Origin of the sequence: Microbulbifer sp. TB1203, from assembly GCF_030997045.1 — a bacterium.
Classification (GTDB): Bacteria; Pseudomonadota; Gammaproteobacteria; order Pseudomonadales; family Cellvibrionaceae; genus Microbulbifer.
In genome coordinates this window covers 157,758-182,972 of sequence record NZ_CP116899.1, presented here as the reverse complement: position 1 = coordinate 182,972, position 25,215 = coordinate 157,758, and the positions used below count along the sequence as shown (strand labels likewise).

Genomic DNA, 25,215 nt, shown 5'->3' with positions numbered 1-25,215 from the left:
CTTCGGCATCGTAAACGATGTCGCTCCTACAGGGTAGGTTGAAAATTCCCCCCTCAAATTTCGATCACAGAGTATAGGTCCCCAATCGATGGAAGAGCAGTACAACCCCTCCGCAGTCGAAGCGTCCGCCCAGCAGTTCTGGGAGGAGAAGAAGAGCTTTGAAGTGACGGAGGACCCCAGCAGGGAGAAGTTCTACTGCCTATCCATGTTCCCCTACCCCAGCGGCAAGCTGCACATGGGCCATGTGCGCAATTACACCATCACCGACGTGATCTCACGCTACCAGCGCATGCAGGGCAAGAATGTACTGCACCCCATGGGCTGGGACGCCTTCGGCCTGCCCGCGGAGAACGCAGCCATCCAGAACAAGACGGCGCCGGCCAAATGGACCTACGCCAATATCGATTACATGAAAGGCCAGTTGAAGGCGCTGGGCTTCGGCTTCGACTGGTCCCGGGAACTGGCCACCTGCCAGCCGTCCTACTACCGCTGGGAACAGTGGTTTTTCACCCGCCTCTATGAAAAGGGCCTCGTCTACAAGAAGAACTCGGCGGTGAACTGGTGCCCCCACGACCAAACGGTACTGGCCAACGAGCAGGTGGAAGACGGCTGCTGCTGGCGCTGCGGCACCACCGTGGAGCGCCGCGAACTGGCACAGTGGTTTATAAAGATCACCGACTACGCGGAAGAACTGCTCGCCGACCTGGACAAGCTGCCCCACTGGCCAGAGCAGGTGCGCACGATGCAGCGCAACTGGATCGGCAAGAGCAAAGGAGTGGAGCTGAGCTTCGCACTTCCGCAGGCCATCGCCGGCGTCGATCACTTCGATGTTTACACCACCCGTCCGGACACCCTGATGGGCGTCACCTACGTCTCCCTCGCCGCCGAGCACCCCATCGCCCTGGCGCTGGCGAAAGACAACCCCGGACTGAAGGAATTTATCGCCGAGTGCAAGAGGCAGTCCCTTTCCGAGGCCGATATGGCCACCATGGAGAAGAAAGGGATGGACACCGGTATCAAAGCCATCCACCCGATCACCGGCGAGGAGGTTCCGGTGTGGATCGCCAACTATGTGCTGATGGACTACGGCTCCGGCGCAGTGATGGCGGTGCCGGCCCACGATCAGCGGGACTGGGAATTCGCACACAAATACCACCTGCCGATCAAACAGGTGGTGGAACCGGCGGACGGCGAAGCCATCGATTTGGAAAAGGAAGCCTTCGTGGAGAAAGGCCGGCTGATGAATTCCGGCCCAGGTTTTGAACAGTTCGACGGACTCGATTTCAGTGCCGCCTTCGACGCCATCGCCGAGACCCTGAAGGCCGCGGGCAAGGGCCGCGTCGCCACCAACTACCGGCTGCGCGACTGGGGCGTATCCCGCCAGCGCTACTGGGGCGCCCCCATCCCCATATTCAACCTGGCAGACGGCGGCGAGATCCCGGTACCGGCTGACAAGCTGCCGATACTGCTGCCTGAGGACGTGGAACTGGACGGTGTCCAGTCGCCGATCAAGGCAGACCCGGCGTGGCGCAAAGACGAGCTGAACGGCAAGCCGGTGGAGCGCGAGACCGACACCTTCGACACCTTTATGGAATCCAGCTGGTACTACGCCCGCTACACCTGCCCGGATTTCGACCAGGGAATGCTGGACCCGGAGCGCGCCAACTACTGGCTGCCGGTGGACCAGTACGTGGGCGGTATCGAACACGCCATCCTGCACCTGCTCTACGCGCGCTTCTTCCACAAGCTGATGCGCGACGAGGGCCTGGTGAACAGCGACGAACCCTTCGAGCGGCTGCTGTGCCAGGGCATGGTGCTGGCGGAATCCTTTTACCGAGAAACCGACGGCCACAAGATCTGGATTGCCCCCTCCGACGTGGAAGTAACCCGGGACGACAAGGGCAAGCCGGTAAAGGCGGTGCAGCGTTCCACCGGTGAGGAAGTGATTCCCGGCGGCGTGGTGAAGATGTCCAAGTCGAAGAACAACGGCATAGATCCCCACGCCACAGTGGAGCAATACGGCGCGGATACCGTGCGCCTGTTCACCATGTTCGCCGCGCCGCCGGAACAGACCCTGGAGTGGCACGACGCCGGCGTGGAGGGCGCCAGTCGATTCCTGCGCAAACTGTGGAAGACAGTACACAGCCACCGGGCTGCCGGCGGCAGCAGTGCAAACATCGACACCGATGCGCTCAACGAACAACAACAGCAGCTGCGCCGCAAGACCCACGAGACCATCCAGAAAGTCAGCGACGACTACGGTCGCCGCCAGACCTTCAACACCGCCGTGGCCGCAGTGATGGAACTGCTCAACGAAGTGGGCAGGCTGGCCGAGCGCGAAAGCGCTCAGGGCCTGGCGGTGGAACGGGAAGCACTGCAGGCCGCTGTACTGCTGCTCGCGCCCGTGACTCCGCATATCTGCCACAGCCTGTGGCAGGCGCTGGGCAACAGCACACCGCTGGTGGACGCGCAGTGGCCGCTGGTGGACGAAAACGCACTCGTGCGCTCCAGCATCACCCTGGTGGTGCAGGTGAACGGCAAGGTGCGCGCGAAGTTTGAAGCCCCTGCCGACGCGGACAAGGAAACCCTGGAGAAGCTGGCGCTGTCCAACGACAACGTACAGAAATTTATCGGCGACGCCACGGTGCGCAAAGTCATCGTCGTGCCGGGTAAGCTGGTCAACATTGTTGCGAAATAATGTGACCGCGCGCCGCCGGGGAAACCGCACACTTCGGGGGATCGGGCAGTGAAAAATCGATGGGCAATCCTGGTGGCCGGCCTGTTGGCCACCGTTCAGGTAGAGGCTGCGGAGCTGAACAGGGAACTCGTCGGCGACTGGTTGAGCCTGTGCAAAAAGGCCTCGGGCAATTACCTGCAGGTCACCAGCAGTTTCACCGCCGACGGCGATTACACGGCCAAAACGGTTTTTTACACCGATGCCGGGTGCAAGCAGACCATGGGAATGGAAATCATCTCCAGTGGCAAATACCAGCTCGGTGAGTCAGTATCTGCTGAGGGCGGCGAATCGGCGCGGCAAATCGATATCGATGTGCACGAATTACGCAGTGGGGGCATGCAGTTGCCCGGCGGCAAACAGAAAATCCTGCAGATCATCACCATTATCGACGGCAAGCTGATCTTCGGCGATGCACCTGGAATACAGGCAGTCACCAAAGGCGTGCGGCCGCAGAAACTCAATCACACTTTCTATTCGCGAAAACAATGAAACAAAACTTCAATCGCATCCTGGTCCTGTTCACCCTCATCGCCATCGCCAGCTGTGGCTGGCACCTGCGCGGCGCGCCAAAGAACTTCCCGCCGGGCAGCCAGCTGTATATCTTCGCGGAGGACCCGCGCAGCGATATCGCCGAGGAACTGACCCGCCTGCTGCAAAACAGCGGCCTGCCCATGGCGGAAACCCCCGAGGAAGCCGACTACGTACTGATCATTCACAAGGAAATAGAGCGCAAGCGCACCGTGGCGGTGGACGCCAGGGGCCGCGCCTCGGAGTACGAACTGATCACCAGCGCCATCTACAGCGTGCGCGACAGCAGCGGCCACACCCTGCTGAACCACGCCGAGGCAGACGTCTACCGCACCCTGGAGTGGGACGACAACGAAGTGGTGAGCAAGGGCGAGGAGGAGATCCTGCTGCGCGAGGAAATGCGCCGCGAACTGATCGGCCGCATTATCGACCGGCTGCGCCGCATCGACGTCAATGCGCCGGCGGAAGACAAGAGCTACTGATCCAGTGCGCATTAATCCCGGACAACTGCAGCAGAATTTGAACAAGGGCCTGGCCCCCATCTACATCGTCTCCGGCGACGAGCCGCTGCTGGTGCAGGAGTGCTGTGACAGCATTCGCGCCGCCGCCAGGAAACAGGGATTCAGCGAGCGCGAGCTGCTGCACGCGGAACACAACTTCGACTGGGGCCTGCTGTTCGCCTCCGCCGGCAGTCTGTCCCTGTTTGCGGAAAAGAAAATCATCGAGCTGCGCCTGCCAAGCGGCAAGCCCGGCGACAAGGGCAGCAAGGCGCTGCAGGAATTCGCCGCCGTCAGCGACGGCGACCTGCTGCTGTTGCTGGTACTGCCCAGGCTGGACCGCTCCCAGCTCAACAGCAAGTGGATCAAATCGCTGGAACCAAAAGGCGCATTGATACAGGTGTGGCCGGTGGACGCCCGGGAAATGCCCCGCTGGATTCACCAGCGCCTGCGCGCTGCGGGGCTGGATGCGGAGCCGGAGGCTATCCAGATATTGGCCTCCCGTGTCGAGGGCAACCTGCTGGCCGCCAGCCAGGAAATCGAAAAGCTCAAGCTGCTCAGCACCGACAACCTGATCACCCCCGAAACCATGAGCGACGCGGTCGCCAGTTCCGCCCGCTACGATGTGTTCGGCCTGATCGACAAGGCCCTTGCCGGCGATGCCGAGGGCGCAATCAAAACCCTGCACGGCCTGCGTGCCGAGGGTGTAGAGGCACCGGTGGTGCTCTGGGCCCTGGCGCGGGAAATCCGCGGCCTGCTGGAAATCGGCGAGAAGCTGGAGCAGGGCCAGCAGCTGGCACGCCTGGTTCGCATCCAGAAACGCCAACCTCTGGTGCAGGCCGCCCTCGCCCGCCTGCGCCCGCGCCAGTTGGAAGGCCTGTTGCTGCGCGCCCGCGCGGTGGACGCCGCAATCAAGGGCGGCAAAGACCAGGACCCCTGGACGGGGCTGCTGGAACTGACGCTGAACCTGTCCGGCAGGCGCAGCGTCTGACCCGAATGGCACGAAGTCGTAGGATGGGCAAAGGAGCGTAGCGACGTGCCCATCTTCCAGGACCTTGATGGGCACGCTACGCTTTGCCCATCCTACAAATATGCCGATTTTCGGCTTAAGGTAGCGGTATTAGCGTCTGACCCGGATGGCACTAAGTTAAGCGGAATCTCCCTGTAGGAGCCTGCTTGCAGGCGAATTGAAGTCGCGGCAGGGCACCGGGAATGTTCGCCTGCAAGCAGGCTCCTACAGCGCAATCCTCAGGAGCAGGAGCAGCTCGGAGCTTAACTTAGTGCCATTCGTGTCTGACCCGGATGGCACCGGGTTAAGGAGAAACCCTGTGGGAGCCAGCCCTGCCGGCGAAACAAATATTGCCGATAGCACCGCCCCAATCGCCTGCATGGCAGGCTCCTACAAACTGGCTACAGAAACTCTCAACTCAGTATCATCCACGCCTGTCCCCAGTGCTACCAAGTTAAGGCTGGCCCGAAATCTTCACACCGCCAGGTACTGCCGAATCAAACCGTCGTCCAGTTTCGCCATTTGATCGGCGGCCACAATCCGCCCCTTCTGCATCAGACGGAACTCGCGCCCAACGCGGCGGGCGAAGCCCAGTTTCTGTTCCACCAGGATGACCGTCAGCCCGTCCTCCTCGTTCAGCATCCGGATCACATCGCCGATCTGGCGCACGATGTTGGGCTGGATGCCTTCATTGGGTTCGTCGAGGATCAATACCTTGGGATCGATCACCAGTGCGCGCCCGATGGCCAGTTGCTGTTGCTGGCCGCCGGACAGGTCACCGCCACGGCGGTGCAGCATGTCCTTCAGTACCGGAAACAGTTCAAAGATCCGCGGGGGAATCCGGCGCGCCTTGTCCTTGCGGGCCGGCAGTCCGATCTGCAGGTTTTCCTCCACCGTCAGCAGCGGAAAAATATCCCGCCCCTGGGGCACATAACCGATGCCGAGATGCGCGCGCGCCTGTGCCGCGCGCCCTTCAATGGGCTTGCCCCCGAACAGAATGCGCCCGTCGCTCGCCGGCAACAGCCCCATCAGGCACTTGAGCAGGGTGGTCTTGCCGGCGCCATTGCGGCCCATGATGCAGGTGCACGAACCTTTTTCCACATCCAGGTCGAGATCCCAGAGAATCTGCGTACCGCCGTATTTCTGGTTGAGTTTTTCGATTCGGATCATGCGCCCTCCCCCAGATAAACCTCGATCACGTCGGGATTGTTCTGCACCTGGTCCATGGTGCCCTCCGCCAGTACCGTCCCCTGGTGCAGTACCGTCACCGTGCGCGCAATGCTGCGCACGAATTCCATATCGTGTTCCACCACGATCACCGTGTGCTCGCCGGCCAGGGAGGTCAGCAGTTCCGCGGTGCGCTCGGCCTCTTCCGCGGTCATGCCCGCAACGGGTTCGTCGATCAGCAGCAGGCGCGGCTCGGCCGCCAGCAACATGCCGATTTCCAGCCACTGCTTCTGCCCGTGGGAGAGAGCGCCGGCAAGTTGGTAGCGCGCCTTCGCCAGCCCGATGGTTTCCAGCACTCGGTCGATGCGGTCGCGCTGCTCACCGTTGAGGGCTGCGGTCAGGGCAGACCAGGCGCCCTTACCGCCTTTCAGGGAGAGCTCCAGGTTGGTGTACACCGTGTGTGCCTCGAACACCGTGGGCTTCTGGAATTTGCGCCCGATACCCAGCTGCGCAATCGCCGCCTCGTCGTGCGCCAGCAGGTCGATGTTCTGGCCGAACCAGGCGCTGCCGCTATCGCAGCGGGTCTTGCCGGTGATCACGTCCATCAGCGTGGTTTTGCCCGCGCCGTTGGCCCCGATCAGGCAACGCAGCTCGCCGTCGTTCACATAGAGATTCAGATCGTTCAACGCCTTGAAGCCATCGAAACTGACACTCAGCCCCTCGATGTACAGGATCACCTGATGTGAGACGTCCACGGCCCGCTGGCGCGGTACCAGAAATGGCCAAGTGGTATCGCGTCGCAACAGTTCGCGTGCCTGTGCCGTTACGTTCATGCCCGAGCCTCCCCAGTGATCGGTTCAGCAGGCGCATTGCCTGCTGAAACTTCGCCTGTATTATTTTCCCCTCGCGTTTCCGCATCTGTCGTCCGGGCGCGCTGCAGCAGGCCGACGAGGCCTTTCGGCAGCAGTACGGTGACCACCACGAACAGGGTGCCGAGGGCAAACAGCCAGCCGTCCGGCATCACCGCGGTAAAACGGGTCTTGGCGTAGTTCACCAGCAGGGCACCGACTATGGCGCCGTACAAGGTGCCGCGGCCGCCGACCGCGACCCACACCACCACCTCGATGGAATTGAGTGGCGAAAACTCGCCCGGATTGATGATGCCTACCTGGGGCACGTAGAGCATGCCCGCCACCGCCGCCACCACCGCGGAATAGACGAACAGCCACACCTTGTAGCGCTCGGTGCGGTAGCCGAGAAAACGCGCGCGCGGCTCGGCATCGCGGATGGCCACCACCACGCGCCCGAGCCGCGAGTGCACGATGGCACGGCTTGCGACAAAGGTAAGCGCCAATAGCAACGCCGTCGCCATCAGCAGGGCCACGCGGGTGCCATCTGCCTGCAGGTCGAAGCCGAGTATGTCCTTGAAATCCGTCAGGCCGTTGTTGCCGCCGAATCCCATCTCATTGCGGAAGAAAGCCAGCATCAGGGCGTAGGTGAGCGCCTGGGTCATGATCGACAGGTATACCCCGGTGACGCGCGATCGGAACGCCAGCCAGCCGAACACAAACGCCAGCAGACCTGGCACCAGCAGGGCCATCAGCAGCGCGAACCAGAACTGGTCCATACCCTGCCAATACCAGGGCAGCTCCTGCCAGTTGAGGAACACCATGAAATCCGGCAGGTCCGGATTGCCGTAGACACCGCGATCGCCGATCTGGCGCATCAGGTACATGCCCATACCGTAGCCGCCCAGCGCAAAGAAGGCGCCGTGACCGAGGCTCAGGATGCCGCAGTATCCCCACACGATATCCACCGCCATCGCCAACATGGCAAAGCACAGGTACTTGCCCATCAGCGTGATGGTGTAGGTGCTCACGTATAGCGGCGATTCGGCGGGCAACAGCAGGTTGGCGGCCGACATCAGCAGCGTGACCCCGAGCAGGATCGCCACCAGCAGCGAGGAACCCTTGCCCGGCGCGCGCAGCCGCGCCAGCGCGCCGGCCAGGTTGCCAAACAGGGATCGGTTGTGTTCCGCAGTCGTCATTCGGCGGCCCTCCCGCGCTGAGGAAACAGCCCCTTGGGCCGCTTCTGGATAAACAGGATCAGGCACACCAGCACGATGATGTTCGCCAGCACCGCGCCGGTGGCGGGCTCGAGGAACTTGTTGGTCACACCGAGGGAGAAGCCACCGACGAGGGTACCGAGCAGATTGCCGACACCACCGAACACCACCACCATGAATGAATCGATGATGTAGGACTGCCCGAGATTCGGCCCCACATTGGTCAACTGGCTCAGCGCCACACCGGCCACACCGGCGATACCCGAGCCCAGGCCGAAGGTCATGGCATCCACCAATTCCGTGCGCACCCCCATGGCCTTTGCCATGTCGCGGTTCTGTGACACCGCGCGCACATTCAGGCCCAGGGAAGTTTTCTTCAGGGTCGCCAGCAGCAGCGCAAATACGGCGAGCGCAAACAACAGGATGTAAAGGCGGTTAAAGGTGACAGAGAACACCGGGTTGATAGCGAAGGCGCCGCTCATCCAGCCGGGCGTCACCACCGGCATATTGAGCGGTGAGAAAATCGTGCGCACTGCCTGTTGCAGGATCAGGCTGATACCGAAAGTGGCCAGCAGGGTTTCCAGCGGGCGCCCCTGCAGGTGACGGATGACACCGCGCTCGATCAATACCCCCACACCACCCGAAACCAGGAACGCCGCCGGTACCGCCACCAGCAGGGAGTATTCGATGGCGCCGGGCATCAGCTGTTGCACCACGTAGGTGGTATAGGCGCCGAGCATGATCATTTCACCGTGGGCCATGTTGATCACGCCCATCACTCCAAAGGTGATGGCCAGACCGATGGCCGCGAGCAGCAGCACCGAACCGAGGCTCAGACCAAAAAACAGCTGTTCCATAAAACCGTAGAACGCTATACGGCTCTCAATTTCTTCCAGCGCTTGCTGAGCAGCCACGCGGATTTTCCTGTCGCTTTCGCGCTCGTCGTCGAGCAGGCGCTGCAGCTGGTTGCGCACCGGCGCTTCGAGACGCCCGCTCATCACGGTGATAGCCGACAGCCGCGCGTCCGTTACGCTGGAATCGCGCAGCTCCACCATCGCCTGCGCCAGTTCAATCAGTTCGCTCACCCTGTCGCTCTGGCCGGCGTCGGCGGCGACCTCCAGCAGGCGCATATTCTGCGGGCTCAGGTCATCCAGGATTGCCAGCACTGCGCCCTCCTTTTGCGCCTCAGTGCCGTGCATCAGATCAACGCGGGCAATGGCATCGCGCAGGTGGCTGCGCAGGCGGTTGTTCACACGGACTTTCTTGATCGAACGACGGGACTGTACCCCCAGGTCCTCCCCGGTAAAGATATCGCTGCCGACCTGCTCGCCGGCCGGGTTCTTTTGTACCGCCATCAACTGGCCGGTCTCGCGGTGGTAGTAAAGGTCTCCCGCGAGCATGGTGGCAAAGAGCCCGCGCATCTCGCGGCCACCGGAACGCTCGAGCTGGTCCAGCACCTCTGCGCTCTCGCGCAGGCTGGCCTGGGTGAGCCGCGTCAGTAGTACCTGGCGATCACCGCCGGGTTCCTCGGACGCCGGCGTGGCGGACGGCGCTGCCTGCTCCGAAACGGCACTGCCGGCGCTCGCGGCCGGCAGTGTCGTCACCAGCGCCAACAGCAGGCAACCGGTCAATAGCAAATGCTTCACTTGTTCAACCCCATGTGAACTTACCGAGAGGTAACTACTTGCCTCCAGGACCCGGGACTCGTAGGGTGCGCCGTGCGCACCAAAAAGCCTGATACCTGCACCAGCCTGGGGCCGGTGCGCGCGGCGCACCCTACGAACCGAAACTTGAGGGCATCTCTAAAAATCGTCATTCCCGCGACTCGTCAGAGCAGCGAAGCTCACGCGGGAATCCAGAAACCCCGTGGCTACTGGACCCCCGCGTTCGCGGGGGTGACGAGAAAAGAATTTTTAGAAATGCCCTTGAATTATTTATATTTTGGCAAACCGCAGATGGATTACTGCCCTTGGCCTCCGCAGGCCTTGGCCTTGGTGTTGTAGTTGCCGCATTTTATGGGCGCGGTCCAGTCGGCGATCAGGTCTTTGGAGCCCGGCAGGAAGTCGGACCAGGCATCGCCGGCCACCAGGCCGTCGGTTTCCCAGACCACTTCAAACTGGCCGTCGTCCTGGATCTCGCCGATAAAGACCGGCTTGGACAAGTGGTGGTTTTTGTTCATCCTGGCGACGCCGCCGGAAAGGTTCGGGAACTCGATACCGATCATCGCCTGCTCCACCGCGTCCACATCGGTGGTCTCCGCCTTTTCCACCGCCTTGGCCCACATGTTGAAACCGATATAGGTGGCTTCCATGGGATCGTTGGTTACCCGCTTTTCATCGCCGGTAAATTTCTTCCACTGCTGGATGAAGTTCTCATTGGCTTCGCTGTCCACGCCCTGGAAATAGTTCCAGGCCGCCAGGTGACCGACCAGCGGACGGGTATCGATGCCGGAGAGTTCTTCCTCGCCCACAGAGAAGGCAACCACCGGAATGTCTTCCGCGCTGATGCCCTGGTTGGCCAGCTCTTTGTAGAAAGGCACATTGGCATCACCGTTGATGGTGGACACCACCGCGGTCTTCTTGCCCGCGCCGCCGAACTTCTTGATGTCGGCGACGATGCTCTGCCAGTCGGAATGACCGAAGGGGGTGTAGTTGACCATGATGTCTTTTTTGTCGACCCCCTTGGCCTCGAGATAGGCTTCGAGGATCTTGTTGGTGGTGCGCGGGTAGACGTAGTCGGTGCCCGCCAGTACCCAGCGCTCCACTTCCAGGTCGTTCATCAGGTAATCCACCGCCGGAATGGCCTGCTGATTCGGCGACGCTCCGGTGTAAAAGACGTTCTTGGAGGACTCTTCCCCCTCGTACTGCACCGGGTAGAACATCAGGCCGTTCAGCTCTTCAATCACCGGCAGCACGGACTTGCGCGACACAGAGGTCCAGCAGCCGAAGATAACGTCGACCTTCTCCTTGGTGAGCAGCTCGCGGGTCTTCTCCGCAAACAGCGGCCAGTCGGAGGCCGGGTCCACGACCACCGCCTCGAGTTTTTTCCCCAGCAGGCCGCCCTTCCTGTTCTGCTCGTCCACCATCATCAGGACCGTGTCCTTGAGGGTGGTTTCACTGATGGCCATGGTGCCGGACAGGGAGTGCAGCACACCGACTTTGATGGTGTCGGCAGCCATAACCGCCGCGCTCAATACGCTGGTCCCGGCGGCCAGTGCCAGTCCGGTGACGAATTTTTTTACGTTCATAAGATTGATCTCCTTTTTTGACAGGTCCTTACAGCTGCACCTGCATACCGAGGTTGATAATGTCCACATCGTCGCCGGCGTAGCCGCTGGCGTTGGCATCGCCACTGACAAAGCTGAGGTTGAAGCGTGTGTTGTGGCCGTTAACCACGTAGTTGAGTCCCAATTCGGCAGAGCTGCTGCTGTCGGCATCGGAGGGATCGTTTTCCACCAGACGCAGATAGGGCTGGAATTTGCCCGGGCCGGTGCTGTTGGAGAACAGGTAAGCGGCGGTGACAAAGGCGGAATCGCCGTCAAACAGGCAGAAGCAGTCGCCTGCGGAGGGCGGAGAGGCCAGCGTATAGTCGGTGTCAAAGCTCTTGTATTCCGCTTCCACCGTCACTACGCCACCGCCGCCGAGCACGGTTTCGGAAAGCAGGTCGAGGGTGTAACCCGAGAAGTCACCGGCGCTTTCCGCGCTGCCGGTGCCGTCGGCCTGGCTCTGCAGCGACAGGGCCAGGGTGAAGATGTTGCCGAGGTCACCGTAGTAGGTGGAGCTGGTGTAGTAGCCGGGATTGGCTTCCATGTTCAGGAAGTTATACGCAAAGCGCGCGGCGTACAGGCGTTTGTCGTCAGTGTTGCTGTAATCTTCCAGGCCGTAGAAGGCACCGGCCGCATACTGGAACTTGCCGGCCGTGCCCCAGAAGGTAACCCCTTCATCGCGGCCGATAAGACCCGCCTGGCCACCCTGGTCAGACGGATAGAGGGGCTGGCGGTACTGGTTCCAGCTCAACGCGTAATAGGGCCCGCTCATCTCGATACGGTCCGCGGGTGTGAGCATGCGGCCGGCCCAGATATTGAATTGGGGCGAGAACTCAAACTGCGCAATAGCATCGAGCACATCGACGCTGTCGCCGTCCCGCTGCTGCAGGTTGAAGGTAAACTTCACATTCTCGTGCAACTGGCCGGCGGTATAGACGCGGATATCCGGCAGGGAAAAGTCACTGTCGCCGTCGACGGATTCAAACTGCGAACGGAAGCCGGCGCCGATGCTGAACCACTGCCCGCCTTCCATTTCCACCTTCTTGCCCGCCAGTGCCGGCAGCGGTGCCGCTGCCAGCCCCAGCGCCGCCAGTATGCCGGTGCTGCGCCACAAGGCCCCGCCTTGCCGCGCGTGCGGCCTGTTGATCAACTGTTCCATACTTGCCCCCCTTGATTATCGATCGGTTGTTTTTTGCTGGTACCGATTATTCGTCGGGGACTACAGGGGCTCCATACGCAGATTGACCTACGCATCTACGTCATTTGACGGTTTTTTCAGGAACACGACGACATATACTAAGGAAGGGGGAATTTGCAGGCCTCCGGATTGAAAGGCAGTGATCCTAATATCGCTACCTTAAGCCGCAAATCGGCATATTTGTAGGATGGGCAAAGCGTAGCGTGCCCATCAAGGCCGCGGAAGATGGGCACGTCGCTACGCTCCTTTGCCCATCCTACGGCTGAAACAACGCTCAAGGTAGCGGTATTAGGCAGTGACCCCGGTGGTTGAAATGTTCACGGGCAACAACGATAACGACAACAGGCAGGCCATGCGACCCGCACAGCAGGTATTCCGCGTCCGGCGGCATTACAACAAGTGGGTGGGAGACGAGACGCTCGAAGATTTCGCGCTGCGTTTTACCGCGGTGCGCGGGCGCCGTTGGTCCATCGAACAGGTCGCCAAAACGGCACTGGGCGCCACGGCGTTCCTGGCACTGGAGGCCATAGCCGCATCGGTAACCCTGAATTACGGCTTTACCAACACCGTGGCCGCGATGCTCGCTGTGGCGGCGGTGATCTTCATAACCGGATTCCCGATCAGCTACTACGCCGCCAAACACGGGCTGGATATCGACCTGCTCACCCGCGGCGCCGGTTTCGGCTACCTGGGCTCCACCATCACTTCGCTGATCTACGCCTCCTTCACCTTTATCTTTTTCGCCATCGAAGCCGCCATCCTCACCTCCGCGCTGCACGCCCTGTTCGGTATTCCTCCATTCATCGGCTACATCCTGTGCGCGCTCGCGGTGATCCCCATCGTGACCCACGGCATTCACGCGGTCAGTAAGTTCCAGATCGGCACCCAACCCCTGTGGCTGCTGCTGCAATGCCTCGCGCTTTTCACGGCGGCCTGGTTCGAACTCTCCCGCGTGGAAGACTGGACTCAGTTCGCGCCACAACAGACGCCCGGCAGTCACAGTTTCGACTGGATGCTGTTCGGCGCCGCCGCGTCTGTCTTCTTCGCCATGGTGGCGCAGATCGGCGAGCAGGTGGACTACCTGCGCTTCATGCCGGAAAAAACCCGCGAGAATCGCTACCGATGGTGGTTCTGGCTCACCCTGGCCGGTCCCGGCTGGATACTGATCGGGCTGATCAAAATGTTGCTCGGTTCCTTCCTCGCCTACCTCGCCTTCACCGGCGGTGCCTCCGCAAGCCAGGCAACCGACCCGGTATACATGTATCAGATGGTCTTCAACTACGTGACCCAGTCCCCCACCATGTCACTGATGCTGGCCGGCGTGATGGTGATCATCTCGCAAATGAAGATCAACGTGACCAACGCCTACGCCGGGTCCATTGCCTGGTCGAATTTTTTCTCGCGGCTGACCCGCAGCCATCCCGGCCGCGTCGTCTGGCTGGTGTTCAACGTGAGCATCGCGCTGATCCTGATGGAGCTCGGTATTTACCGCGCACTGGAAGGCGTTTTGGGAATTTTCTCGCTCGTTGCCATCAGCTGGCTCGGCTGCCTGTCCGCCGACCTGATGATCAACAAGCCGCTGGGCATCAGCCCTTCCTATGTGGAGTTCAAGCGCTCGCACCTGTACGACTTCAACCCGGTGGGAGTCGGCTCCATGCTGTTCGCCTCCGCCATCGGCATTGTCTGCTACCTCGGCTACCTCGGTGACGGAGCGAAGAACTTCGCCAGTTTTATCAGCCTGGCGATCTGCTTCGTCATGGTGCCATTGCTGGGCATCGCCACCCGCGGCCGCTTTTATCTCGCCCGCCACACCGACTTTCCCCTGGCGCCCGGTGAGGTAGCAGTCATTCCCGCGGTAGAAACGCCGCAGGCAAACCAGTCGCCGCTCACCTGCTGCATCTGCGAAAACCAGTTCGAGTCCCCAGATATGAGCCACTGCCCCGCCTACCGGGGCCCCATCTGCTCCCTGTGCTGCTCGCTGGATTCCCGCTGCCTGGACAGCTGCAAGCCGGACGCGCGTTTTTCACGACAGCTTGTCGCATTGCTGAAAATGCTGTTGCCGGAGCCGATCGTCAACGGCATCGACTCGCGGCTGGGGCGCTTCGCCCTGCTGCTGATGGGCGTCAGCCTGTGCATCGCCGGTTTTTTTGCCCTGGTCTACAGCCAGATGCAGCCGGCCACCGCCGCCGAGGCCAAACTGCTGCAGGACACCCTGTGGACCCTGTTCGTGGTGTTGCTGCTGGTGGCCGGGGTGCTGTCCTGGCTATTCCTGCTTACCCATGACAGCCGCGTGGTGGCCCAGCTGGAATCCAACCGCCAGACGCGCCTGCTGCTGAACGAGATAGAGGCGCACAAGGAAACCGACCGCGCGCTGCAGCTGGCCAAGGAACAGGCCGAAAGTGCCAACAGCGCCAAGAGCCGCTACCTGTCCGGCATCAGCCACGAGCTGCGCACGCCGCTGCAGTCGATCCTCGGCTACGCACAGCTGCTCGACCAGCAACAGGATATACCCGAGCGACACCGCAATGCGCTGCGCATCATCAGGCGCAGCAGCGAATATCTCACCGACCTGATCGAGGGGTTGCTGGATATTTCCAAGATCGAGACCGGCCGTCTCGACATCTACCGCAACCAGGTGCGCCTGCCGGAGCTGATCGAACAGATGGTGGACATGTTCCTCCCACAGGCGGAGGCCAAGGGTATCCGCCTCTACTGTCATATCCACAACCCGCTGCCATCCACCGTCATCGCGGACGAGAAACGGTTGCGGCAGATACTCATCAACCTGCTCTCCAACGCCATCAAGTACACCCGCGAGGGACAGGTGGATTTTCATATCCGCTACCGCAATCAGGTGGCGGAATTTTCCATCGTCGACACCGGCATCGGTATTCACCGCAACGATATTGCGCGCATCCTCAAACCCTTCGAGCGGGTCCGCAACGGCGTTGCCCCGGTGGCTACCGGCACCGGCCTCGGCCTGACCATCTCGTACCTGTTGACGGAAATCATGGGCGGGGAGTTGCGGGTGGAAAGCGAACTGGGCAAGGGCAGCAACTTTACCGTTTCGCTGCTGCTCTCGTGGGTGGACTCCGCGCACCACCAGGCGATACCCGCGCAACAAATCGGTGGCTACGTCGGCCCGCGGCGCACCGTGATGGTGGTGGACGACGAGCCCATCCACCGCGGCCTGATTGCCGACCTGCTGGCCCCGCTCGGTTTTTCCCTGCTGGAAGCCCAGAGCGCTGAGGACTGCCTGGCCCTGGTAAGACAACACAAGCCGGATCTGTTCCTGCTCGATGTCAGCATGCCCGGTATGGATGGCCTGCAACTGGCGGAAAATCTGCGCGACCAGGATATCCGCGCACCGATCATCATGCTGTCCGCCGACGCGCAGGAACGGCATCTCAAACCCGGGGGGCCGGGCGCGGACGCCGCCCATCACGATGCCTATCTGGTCAAGCCGCTCAACAACCGCAAGCTGCTCGACACCATCGGCCGCTTGCTGGCGCTGCAGTGGGAGTATGCCGCGGACAAGCAGCCGCAGCGGGCGCGCCCCGGCAAGCGGGAAGTGCAGGAACCGCTAGCAGACCATCCGTTGCTGACCGAATTGCTCGCCTACGCCCGCATCGGTTACCGCAACGGCGTACACACCACGCTGGACAAGATCGCCGCGGGTAAAATTACCGACCCGGGGCGTATCGACCAGTTCCGCCAGTTGGCCGATACCATGCGTTTTGAACAACTGAGTGAAGCACTGGAAGAGAGGGAGTGTTAATGAGTCACGACAACGCCACTGATGCCGTCCGACCATCCGCACATGGCCCTTCCGCCAACTGTAGCGATATCGTCCTGGTCGTGGACGACTCTCCGGACACCCTGAGCCTGATCAACGACACCCTGGAACAGGCCGGCGTCAACGTACTGGTCGCGCTGGATGGCAACCAGGCACTGAATATCGCCCGGCGCCTGCGCCCGGACATGATCCTGCTGGATGCGGTGATGCCGGGGCTGGACGGTTTTGAAACCTGCCGCCTGTTGAAAAGCGACCCGGAGCTGGCGGCGATCCCGGTTATTTTTATGACCGGACTCACCGATTCCGACAATATCGTCAAGGGGCTGGAATGCGGCAGTGTCGACTACCTGACCAAACCCATCCAGCCCGACGAACTGCTGGCGCGCATGCGCGTTCACCTGACCAACGCGCGCCTGACCAGCAGCGCCCACCAGGCCCTGGACTCCACCGGCCAGTTCCTGTTTACCGTCGACCTGGAGGGCAGGATGCAGTGGGCCACGCCGCAGACCTACGCACTGCTGAGCAGTGCCGGCGCCACCGAAGGCGAGCGGCAACGGCAGCTGGTAGAAGCGTTACAGCAGTGGCTTTCACGCCAACCTGCGGCCAGCCAGTCCTTGAAACTCCCGCATCTGCAAAAACCACTGGAAGTCCGGTTTATTGAACACCGGCGGGATGGCACCTGCCTGCTCAGGTTGCAGGATGGCGGCCGACCGGCGGGCGAGGAGCTGCTGCGGGAAAGGCTGTCGCTGACCAAGCGCGAATCAGAGGTACTGTTCTGGATTGCCAACGGCAAAACGAACCGGGAAATCGGCGAAATTCTCGCAGTCAGCCCGCGCACTGTGAACAAACACCTGGAAGGGATCTTTTCCAAGCTGGGCGTGGAGAATCGTACGACGGCGGCAGGCGTCGCCATCCGCACGTTGAATGCGGATTCCTGAGCGAAGCCTTTTTCAGCCCGGGTTTGCGGCGGCCCGGACTACTCATCCCTTGTAGGAGCGGCGGGGCGGCCATCCGCCGTTGGCCGCGATCAGCGAGCGGGTGTGCTATGTGCAAATAGCGGCACAGAAAAAGACCAACAACGGAAGCCAATCTCTTGCCGTCAATACTTTATTTAGGGAGTCTATGAACAAGTCCCGAGATGTCCCTGGCTTTCAAAGCGGTTCACAATCAAGGCGCAACTCCGCGGGAATATCTAGACCTTTCAAGACAAAAGGCTTTTCACGCCAGCCCTATTGAAACCCATCCGCATCCGTCCGCCGATAGTAGGCGCGGTGATCACTTTGCCCAAAGCGGGAACCACACACCCGCGTCCTGTAGCCTTGACGTGGCGGGGCTTTGCGGGCATTCTGCGTAAAATTTCACCAAGAGATATCGGTCTTGGGCAAAGTGGCCTTGGGGGCCACTATATAAATGTTAGATTGCTGGAAGCGTCATGAGCACAACAATTACCCTGGACGATGATGTGGCGCTCGTGCTGTTCGAATTGCTCGCATCTGAGCGAATCGAATCCGAGTTGCCCGGCCTCGAAGCACCAGAGCGGAACGCTTTGTGGGCACTATTAGGTTGCCTTGAGAAGAACCTTGTCGAACCGTTCTCGTCCAAATATGCGCAGCTTCTTGAAGAAGCCAGAGCATCACTCGTGAAGCGTTTCGGCGAATGAGCACGAGGCAATCTAACAATTCGCTGGAGCCGACGCCGGTGACCAAAGCGCGCTTCGTTCGGTTCAGCAGCGGCGCGGCTCAGCTCAATCGTTACATTTACAGGAGGTTTCATCATGGCTAAAAAGCCACCGTCTCAACACGTTGTAAAAAGCTCTGATGGATGGGCAGTAAAAAAAGGGGGCTCGACTAAGGCTACAAAGGTATTTTCTACTCAGAAGGAGGCCGTGACCCATGGACGTAGCATCGCTAAAAATCAAAAGGCTGAGTTTTACGTTCATGGTAGGGATGGAAAAATTCGAGAAAAGGATAGCTATGGTCGAGACCTGCACCCGCCAAAAGACAAAAAATAAGGCGGTAACATGCCACGTGATTTCGAGAAAAACGTATTTGTAAACTGCCCCTTTGATAACGATTTTAGACAGCTTCTGCTTGGCGTTGTGTTTACAATATTTTATTTCGGCTACAAACCTAGACTTTCTTTAGAGCGTGCTGATTCAGCTGAGAATAGAATCGATAAGATCACTGATCTCATTAAGGAATCAAAGTTTGGAATTCATGACCTGTCTAGGCTGGTGTCCACAGCAAAAGGAGAGGTCTATCGCATGAACATGCCTTTTGAACTTGGGATTGATTACGGCTGTAAGAAGCTTAAAGGCGGGAAATGGAAAGAAAAGAAAATACTGATACTTGAAAAGGAACGCTATCGCTTCCAACAAGCCATATCTGATCTCTCCGGCTGCGACATTAAAAGTCATGATGACGAAGTGGATAAAATAATCTGCTCTGTTCGGGATTGGTTTATAACTGAAGAGCTTGGTAGAGGCGATAGCGGCAACATGGTATGGGACCGGTTTAATGATTTTCAAGCGTACCTATACGATGAAGTAGTCGAGAAGGATGGCCATAAATCTACTGATGATGTTCAAGTTTCGGAAATAATTCATCACATGAACGAGTGGTTCGCAAAGAAAATGTAACAAGTGTAGGCTGTCGAACAAATTACTCGCTGCGCTCGCAATCTGCCGCAGCTACACGCGTTCAGGCTGTAGAAAAATTCTTAAAACCCAGCGTTTTTTGGTAAAATTTGACCCTCAAAGGGAGGGGATATGCCAAATTTCAGAAAATACAGCTACAGCCAGGACGCCATGGTCGTCATTAACTTCGAAGACCAACTCCAGCCTGCCACTTTCGAGTTCACTCTCCACCGTTTGATCGACGGGCGTATCGACCTCTCCCCCTTCTACGACAAATACAGCAATGATCAGGGCGGCAGAGCCGCTTACGATCCAGCGATTCTGCTCAAGATCATCCTGCTTGCCTACGCCAAAGGCATCACCTCCAGTCGCGAGATCCAGTGGCAATGTGAAAACAATATCATCTTCAAAGCCCTCTCCTGCGACGCCGTCCCCCACTTCACCAGTATCGCGAGCTTTGTCAGCGGCTACCCCGACGCCATTGAGTCTGTCTTCGAGCAGGTACTGCTTGTCTGCGACCAGCAGGGCCTACTGGGCAATGAACTCTTTGCCATTGACGGCTGCAAGATGCCCTCAGACGCCTCCAAAGAGCATTCCGGCACTTTCAAAGAACTGGAACAGAAGCGAGACAAAATCCAGAAGAAGATCCGGCATTGCATCGAAGAGCACAAACGGCTCGACGGGCGAAAGCCCAAAGAGCGAGACCGAAAGAAGCAGCTCGCCCAGGCCACTGAAACCCTCCAAAAGCACTTCGACAAGATTGATCAGTTCCTAAAGACGGCAACCCCAAGGAAGGGGCAAGGAAAGAACCAGAAAGAAGTAAAGAGCAACATCACCGATAACGAATCCGCCAAAATGACCACCAGCAAAGGCACAATACAGGGCTACAACGGTATCGCCGCCGTCGATAAGGAACACCAGATCATTGTCGAAGCCCAGGCCTTTGGCTCCGGCCAGGAACAGCATACGTTGAAGTCGATTCTGGACGGTATCAGAAAGCGGTATCGTGATACCGGAATCCATGACGATATCCTCAAAAGTCAGGTAATCGTAACCGCAGATACCGGGTTCTCCAGTGAGGAGAATAATGATTATCTCCGCAAAGAGAACATCAACGCCTACATCCCTGACAATAAGTTCCGATCCAGAGACAAAGCTTTCTCTAAGCAGAAAAAGAAGTATGGTAAGCGGAATCAGTACAATGCCAAAGGCCAGAAGAAGATCATCCCGGCCAGCGAATTTCAAATCGATGCCAAGAACAAGATCTGTATCTGTCCGGCCGGAAAGTCTCTTTGGTTCGTTGGTGAATCTCGACCTGTCAAAGGTAAAAGAAAACTGGTCTTTGAAGGTAACCTGACCGACTGTCGCAGCTGCCAACTAAAAGACCAGTGTATGCGCAATCCAAGTGCCGCCGACACAAGGGAGGGGCACGGTCGCCAGGTATCGATTACAGTGACCAATGGCCACACCGCGACAGACTGGATGAAGCGACGCGTCGACAGCCAGGAAGGAAAGGTGATCTACGGGCACCGAATGTCCGTGGTGGAGCCGGTATTTGGCAATACAGGCACCAACAAGGGCCTAAATCGATTCACGTTACGCGGCCTGGACAAGGTCCAGGGGCAATGGCGGATGTTCTGCTTGGTGCATAACATTGAAAAGCTGATGAATTATGGAGCGATTCACTGAGCCAGAAGGCTCTTGACGAAGCCTCTCGATTGACTGCACAGATTGGATGACTATGTGAAAGGACTGTGTTTAAATCGGGCTCAATGATCAATCAAAATATGGCTGGAAGAGCTGATTCTCCGAAATAGTTTTTCTACAGCCTCGTTAACCGTCCAAATTATCTGAAAATATGAATATTGATATAATTGCGAAACTAGCCGCACCAGTTATTACCGCGATAGCCGGTTTTGTATTGAAGGCATATTTTGAAGCTAAGCCAAAGCTAGTGACATACTTAGTTCATGCTTCTGCAATCCCTCTTCACGATGACAATGGTACAAATGTCAACACACATAGCATTGTCGTAAGAAATTCAGGAAAAAAAACCGCAAATAATATTCGGATAGGTCATATTTTCTTGCCCAAGAGTTTCCGGCTTTTCCCTCAGCTTACTTATGAAGTTGAGGGTGAAGTACATGGTCCCGCTGAAATCCTTATTCCGACATTAGTACCTGGGGAACAGGTTAGCATATCGTACCTATACTTTCCGCCTATTCTCTGGAGCGGGATTCACGCGTACTGTAAATGCGATGAGACATCGGCCAAGTACTTGAATGTCATTCCCAGCCAGCAGATGCCCGCAGTTCAGAAGAGTATTCTTTGGGCGTTACTTTTTATTGGTGCTTCAACTGTCGTATATTGGAGTTTTTTGTTGGTTTGGGAGTGGGTGCAGTGATCACGGTTAACAAGGCCCTGAACTTCGCGGCTGCCGATTATGGCAACGTTAAGAGTCGACAATAGAAAGCAATGAGCAAAAAATTTGATATTTCAATATTCTTCTATAGCCTGGCACTATTTTCTGGGATTTCATATCTTTGGGGATTTTGGATAAAGTTTGATCTAAATATCCTTTCATATGTCGCCATCACCGACATAGTGAAAGTATCAGTGTACCCGGCATTGCCAGCAATTGGAGCTCTTGGCATATATTCTGCAATTGACGGATTCAATACAGTATCAAAAAAACAGTATGATGAAGATCTTGCGAAGAGCGGAAAGCTCAATAAAGGCTTTACGTATTTTCTTAAGTTTTATGGTTTTGCACTTGTTTTGTTAAGTTTAGGCGGCTCGGCATATACTGCTATTACAGAGGATGGGTACATGCGGTTGCGTGGCCTTTATCCTTTGATTTCGATGATATTGTTTCTATACATAATATTCAGCAATAAATTTTTATTGAACATACCTGTCAAGTTAAGAGTTTTCGTGGTTTCGATAGTCTGTTTTTTGCCAACAGTTGCATTTAATACGGGATATTCGAATGGTGAAGTGGCTGTTGATCACGGTGCGGAAGGTTTCTACGTAGTAGGAGCTGGCCAATGTTCATCTACAGACTCTGAAAAATTTAGATACATAAGTGTTCTTGGCAGTAGGCTTTTTACAATATCGTCAAAGGATAATAATATTTGCATTACTAAGTCAGAAGACTTTAGATTGATTAAGTACAACGAAGACGATCATAAAAAGGAACTTAACGCGGACTCAGAAGAAAACTCACCACCTGTTAGCTGAATGTTATTTTTCTGAGGTCTACGAAAGGGGCACACTCTTAATTAACTGTTAAATGACCTATGGATTACAGTGAATTTAAAGATTTAGAGGCGAAAGTTAAGGCAATCCGAAAGGTACGAAATGCTATTTTGCGCCTACCAAATCTTATAGAGCTGGGGAACAAGGAGCTGGGAAGTCATGTGGAGCTGCTATCTGCGGCTCAGGATGCACTCAAACTCCACGAGGAGAAATATGCTATTCACTCTGAGAAATGGCCTAAACAACCAAAAAAATCTAAGAAATCAAAGAATAAAAGAAAGAGAGGACGGTCCCAGTCGAAAAAGCCGGCTTTACAAGGTAGCGTAATGTTAGGTCTATCTGGAAAAACGTCCTCTAGAAATTGGAGGCACACCAAGTGAATCCATTTACCAGGCAATGCAGCCGACGGCCAACTCTGTGCACCTTTTGCGCGGTCGCTGCGCTCCCATTATTGCGTAAAATGCGCACAAAGTTGTCCGCGACTGATTGCGGCGTTTAATTTTAATCACTTCGAGACAGAATATGAGTGAAGAGTCCGAGTTAGTGAAAGCAATACTGGAATTAAAGCAAGAGAGTAACCCAGTCAAAGATTATATTTACCCTTTTTTGATTACTTCTCTTGCAGCATTTCTCGGACTATTTTCAGTCAAATATCAGAAGTATATTGATGCGCAAAAAGAAAAGCTGGAAGTGGCGAATAATTGGGTAGTCAGCTTTCAAGGTGCATTTGAAGGACTTATCTCCATAAAAAGAACTTACAAGGGAAAGCTATCTGATGATCCATTGCAAAGAACATCCGCTGTTCAGGAAATCATACATAGCGCAACGAAGATAGATCTCGATTTGGGTGGCCTTTCTTTTCTAGTTCCAGAGAAATCTGACACTGAGGCTTTAGAGGATAAATGGAGAAGCCTTCCTAGAATTAACTCAATGAAGAAGAACTACAATTTCCTAATCGAAGTTTGGGGGAAAAGAAACTTACATGCAGCCATAATCATACCCAAGATTATTAAGGTTCATGCAGAGAATGGGGTAGCCGATATGTCATATCCAAAAATAATTGAATGTGTTGGCCAGGAAGAGTTTTTGCCTTATATGGACTTGACTGAGTATGCAATAAAAATGACTGACGATCTTCTAATTGAAATATATGATTTTGTTTCAAATTTTGAAAAAAGTGCAAAAGAGTGTATTGATATTTTTAGAGTTAGAAGTTACGGACAAATACTTACGTACAAAAATGAAAATGCAGAAGTTAAAGACTGTCTCGAAAAGTCTCCAGCGCTAGATTACGCACATCTTTCTCAATTATTTAATGTCCCAGAAGAACATTTAAGGGCAAAATACCACACTGGATATGAAGATCTTGTGTATGTTGAACCAGAAGTCAAAGATCCAATAGAAGAGAATATACACAATTTTAAAGAACGTGAACGCCTAAAGAAGAAGCACCGAAAATGGTGGTAAAAAAATTTAACAAAGCGCTGCTGTCGGACAAATTTTCCGCTGCGCTCCAAATTTGCCCGTGCTGCGGGCGTTAGAGCTTAATTTCTTAATCAACAGAAGGAGAACAGGAAGTGAATGTTGAAGATTTATTTATGGCGCCAGAGGATCTATTTCGTCTTGGAAACTCTACAGATCCACGTCTCACAAATGTACGGAGACCCAAGGATATAGATACAATAGAAGTCAATGGGATTCTTGTTGTTGTATCAAATGGTAAAGGAGTTTCACTTTCAACCAAGGAAAGACTAGACTCTACCCCTATGTCTGGCTGGGTTTGGAAAATCCCTAGACATACTGTCGTACCAACTGGACTAAAACTTATCAATGATCGCCCAGGGCATTACAGTATATGTCCAGTTTCAAACATGCCTCTTGATGAGTTCAAGGGGCTTCTTTCTAAATTGGCCATGAAGTGTCAAAAGGTATTTAAGAAGCAGGTTTCATAATGAGTGTTCTACGAGAGCTTAAAACCTCACTTTTAGACTGGGAAGCTAGAGTCGTTTTAGAATCTCTTTCAAGAGAAATTCAGCGATTAAAAGATATAGCAGAGAACTCTACTGATGAAGATGAAGCTGCTGATGCTGGCAATGATTGCTTGGAGGTTGTCGGCTTGAAAGAGCGCCTAGAAACAGAGGCAGCCTCTGTTTTCGGAGATCAAATCAAAGATTTCAGTCGCGACGAGGTCTAGCCAACAAGCCGAACAGAAGGACTTGGCCGATATTCAAAATATCACCCACTGGCGAAAGATGGCTTAACGAATCAAGTCGCGCGCAGCCGCGACCTTATCCAAATATTCTTGCAGCCAATACTTTATTTAGCACCAGAGACCACTTATACTGTACATGCATCCAGCCTCTACAATTTACCAAAGAGGATGGACAGCAAAGGAAGTAAGGAAAGAAGGCCAAATACCGGTCTCTTTTATAAAAAAGGCGCTGGCCCTGGGTGCTACCAACACCCAAGACCAGCTAACCATCACCGACTAAACAGGAGTCGACAATGGCTGACGCGAAGTTTACTCAAAACCCCTCCCCCTGTCACAGCCTTCAGGCGCTGACAGCCCACCCCACCGCTGACCCGGTCATCTTCTTTGACCGGTCTGCCAAGCCCCTTGATTTACTGGATACGGCCAATCACCGTCTGGGCGCTGCCCAGAGACTGCTGGAACTCACCGCCTCTGACGACGTACAGAGTGCCGATAGCCGCGCGCTCAGCGTGGTATCCGAAGCCGCCTACCTGTTGCTGTCCGACGGCTACGACCTGTTCCGAGCTCTGACCAGCGACTAGAGCGCACTAATATCGGCCACCGGCAGGTGGCCGGAAAGATCCCCAAGCCCGGCCAGCAATGGCCGGGCTTGGAGGACTACCACCTGCACTTCCCAACCGGGTGAGCGTATTGCGTAAAAATTGGACACCCGCTAAACAAAAGGCTTTTTGCGCCAACCCTATTGAAACCCATCCGCATCCGTACGCCGACAACCACCGCGTTCAGCGCCGTCTTTCATAAACGCCCTCGATCGTTCATGCAGCATTGGCAACACGAGTGCCAATGGA

Annotated in this window: 22 protein-coding genes; 16 read left to right on the top strand and 6 right to left on the bottom strand. The window is 56.4% G+C overall.

Features of this window, described 5'->3' with window-relative positions; all coding sequences use genetic code 11:
- Positions 1-88: 88 nt before the first annotated feature.
- Genes leuS through holA form a run of 4 tightly spaced genes read left to right on the top strand, consistent with a single transcriptional unit; the run spans position 89 to position 4,753 of the window.
- Entirely contained in the window at positions 89-2,698 is a 2,610-nt protein-coding gene (gene leuS, locus PP263_RS00665; protein WP_308366464.1) for a leucine--tRNA ligase, read from the top strand.
- Positions 2,699-2,746: 48 nt separating this feature from the next.
- Positions 2,747-3,226 (top strand): hypothetical protein, encoded by a 480-nt coding sequence (locus PP263_RS00660; protein ID WP_308366463.1) that lies wholly within the window; start codon positions 2,747-2,749, stop codon positions 3,224-3,226.
- Positions 3,223-3,747 (top strand): LPS assembly lipoprotein LptE, encoded by a 525-nt coding sequence (gene lptE, locus PP263_RS00655; protein ID WP_308366462.1) that lies wholly within the window; start codon positions 3,223-3,225, stop codon positions 3,745-3,747. The genes PP263_RS00660 and lptE overlap by 4 nt, the downstream gene beginning before the upstream one ends.
- Before the next feature lie 4 nt (positions 3,748-3,751).
- A complete protein-coding gene (holA, locus tag PP263_RS00650; RefSeq protein ID WP_308366461.1) occupies positions 3,752-4,753 on the top strand; it encodes a DNA polymerase III subunit delta in 1,002 nt (333 codons plus the stop codon).
- A 492-nt stretch (positions 4,754-5,245) separates the two neighbouring features.
- Here the strand turns inward: holA and urtE are convergent, their stop codons facing one another.
- The 6 genes from urtE to PP263_RS00620 all read right to left on the bottom strand — a co-directional run bounded on the left by urtE (position 5,246) and on the right by PP263_RS00620 (position 12,427).
- On the bottom strand, positions 5,246-5,941 hold the full coding sequence (gene urtE / locus PP263_RS00645; protein WP_308366460.1) for an urea ABC transporter ATP-binding subunit UrtE: 696 nt from the start codon (positions 5,939-5,941) through the stop codon (positions 5,246-5,248).
- A complete protein-coding gene (urtD, locus tag PP263_RS00640) occupies positions 5,938-6,771 on the bottom strand; it encodes an urea ABC transporter ATP-binding protein UrtD (protein WP_308366459.1) in 834 nt (277 codons plus the stop codon). The genes urtE and urtD overlap by 4 nt, the downstream gene beginning before the upstream one ends.
- Positions 6,768-7,985, bottom strand: coding sequence for an urea ABC transporter permease subunit UrtC (urtC, locus tag PP263_RS00635; protein ID WP_308366457.1), 1,218 nt, complete (start codon positions 7,983-7,985; stop codon positions 6,768-6,770). Before urtC ends, urtD begins: the two co-directional genes overlap by 4 nt.
- Positions 7,982-9,649: an urea ABC transporter permease subunit UrtB gene (urtB, locus tag PP263_RS00630; RefSeq protein WP_308366456.1), complete on the bottom strand. Its 1,668-nt coding sequence runs from the start codon at positions 9,647-9,649 to the stop codon at positions 7,982-7,984. Before urtB ends, urtC begins: the two co-directional genes overlap by 4 nt.
- 314 nt (positions 9,650-9,963) lie before the next feature.
- Complete coding sequence (gene urtA, locus PP263_RS00625) at positions 9,964-11,250, bottom strand: urea ABC transporter substrate-binding protein (protein ID WP_308366455.1); 1,287 nt, start codon at positions 11,248-11,250, stop codon at positions 9,964-9,966.
- Positions 11,251-11,278: 28 nt separating this feature from the next.
- Positions 11,279-12,427, bottom strand: coding sequence for a hypothetical protein (locus PP263_RS00620; RefSeq protein WP_308366454.1), 1,149 nt, complete (start codon positions 12,425-12,427; stop codon positions 11,279-11,281).
- Between the two features lie 334 nt (positions 12,428-12,761).
- Between PP263_RS00620 and PP263_RS00615 the strand changes: the two genes are divergently transcribed.
- The 12 genes from PP263_RS00615 (at position 12,762) to PP263_RS00560 (ending at position 24,948) form a co-directional block, all read left to right on the top strand.
- Complete coding sequence (locus tag PP263_RS00615; RefSeq protein ID WP_308366453.1) at positions 12,762-16,244, top strand: ATP-binding protein; 3,483 nt, start codon at positions 12,762-12,764, stop codon at positions 16,242-16,244.
- Positions 16,244-17,200, top strand: coding sequence for a response regulator transcription factor (locus PP263_RS00610; RefSeq protein WP_308366452.1), 957 nt, complete (start codon positions 16,244-16,246; stop codon positions 17,198-17,200). Before PP263_RS00615 ends, PP263_RS00610 begins: the two co-directional genes overlap by 1 nt.
- Positions 17,201-17,694: 494 nt before the next feature.
- Positions 17,695-17,922, top strand: a complete 228-nt coding sequence (locus PP263_RS00605) for a hypothetical protein (protein WP_308366451.1) — start codon at positions 17,695-17,697, stop codon at positions 17,920-17,922.
- 114 nt (positions 17,923-18,036) lie between these two features.
- Positions 18,037-18,273, top strand: coding sequence for a DUF2188 domain-containing protein (locus PP263_RS00600; RefSeq protein ID WP_308366450.1), 237 nt, complete (start codon positions 18,037-18,039; stop codon positions 18,271-18,273).
- Between the two features lie 9 nt (positions 18,274-18,282).
- Positions 18,283-18,900, top strand: a complete 618-nt coding sequence (locus PP263_RS00595; RefSeq protein ID WP_308366449.1) for a hypothetical protein — start codon at positions 18,283-18,285, stop codon at positions 18,898-18,900.
- Positions 18,901-19,029: 129 nt separating this feature from the next.
- Positions 19,030-20,586: an IS1182 family transposase gene (locus PP263_RS00590; RefSeq protein WP_308366448.1), complete on the top strand. Its 1,557-nt coding sequence runs from the start codon at positions 19,030-19,032 to the stop codon at positions 20,584-20,586.
- A 169-nt stretch (positions 20,587-20,755) separates the two neighbouring features.
- Positions 20,756-21,301 (top strand): hypothetical protein, encoded by a 546-nt coding sequence (locus PP263_RS00585; protein WP_308366447.1) that lies wholly within the window; start codon positions 20,756-20,758, stop codon positions 21,299-21,301.
- Positions 21,302-21,372: 71 nt separating this feature from the next.
- A complete protein-coding gene (locus PP263_RS00580) occupies positions 21,373-22,137 on the top strand; it encodes a hypothetical protein (protein WP_308366446.1) in 765 nt (254 codons plus the stop codon).
- A gap of 561 nt (positions 22,138-22,698) precedes the next feature.
- Positions 22,699-23,622 carry a hypothetical protein gene (locus tag PP263_RS00575; protein ID WP_308366445.1) on the top strand — a complete coding sequence of 308 codons (924 nt, stop codon included), beginning with the start codon at positions 22,699-22,701 and terminating at the stop codon, positions 23,620-23,622.
- 110 nt (positions 23,623-23,732) lie between these two features.
- Positions 23,733-24,107, top strand: a complete 375-nt coding sequence (locus PP263_RS00570) for a hypothetical protein (protein WP_308366444.1) — start codon at positions 23,733-23,735, stop codon at positions 24,105-24,107.
- Positions 24,107-24,349, top strand: a complete 243-nt coding sequence (locus tag PP263_RS00565; protein ID WP_183455568.1) for a hypothetical protein — start codon at positions 24,107-24,109, stop codon at positions 24,347-24,349. The genes PP263_RS00570 and PP263_RS00565 overlap by 1 nt, the downstream gene beginning before the upstream one ends.
- A gap of 311 nt (positions 24,350-24,660) precedes the next feature.
- Complete coding sequence (locus PP263_RS00560; protein ID WP_308366443.1) at positions 24,661-24,948, top strand: hypothetical protein; 288 nt, start codon at positions 24,661-24,663, stop codon at positions 24,946-24,948.
- Positions 24,949-25,215: the final 267 nt, after the last annotated feature.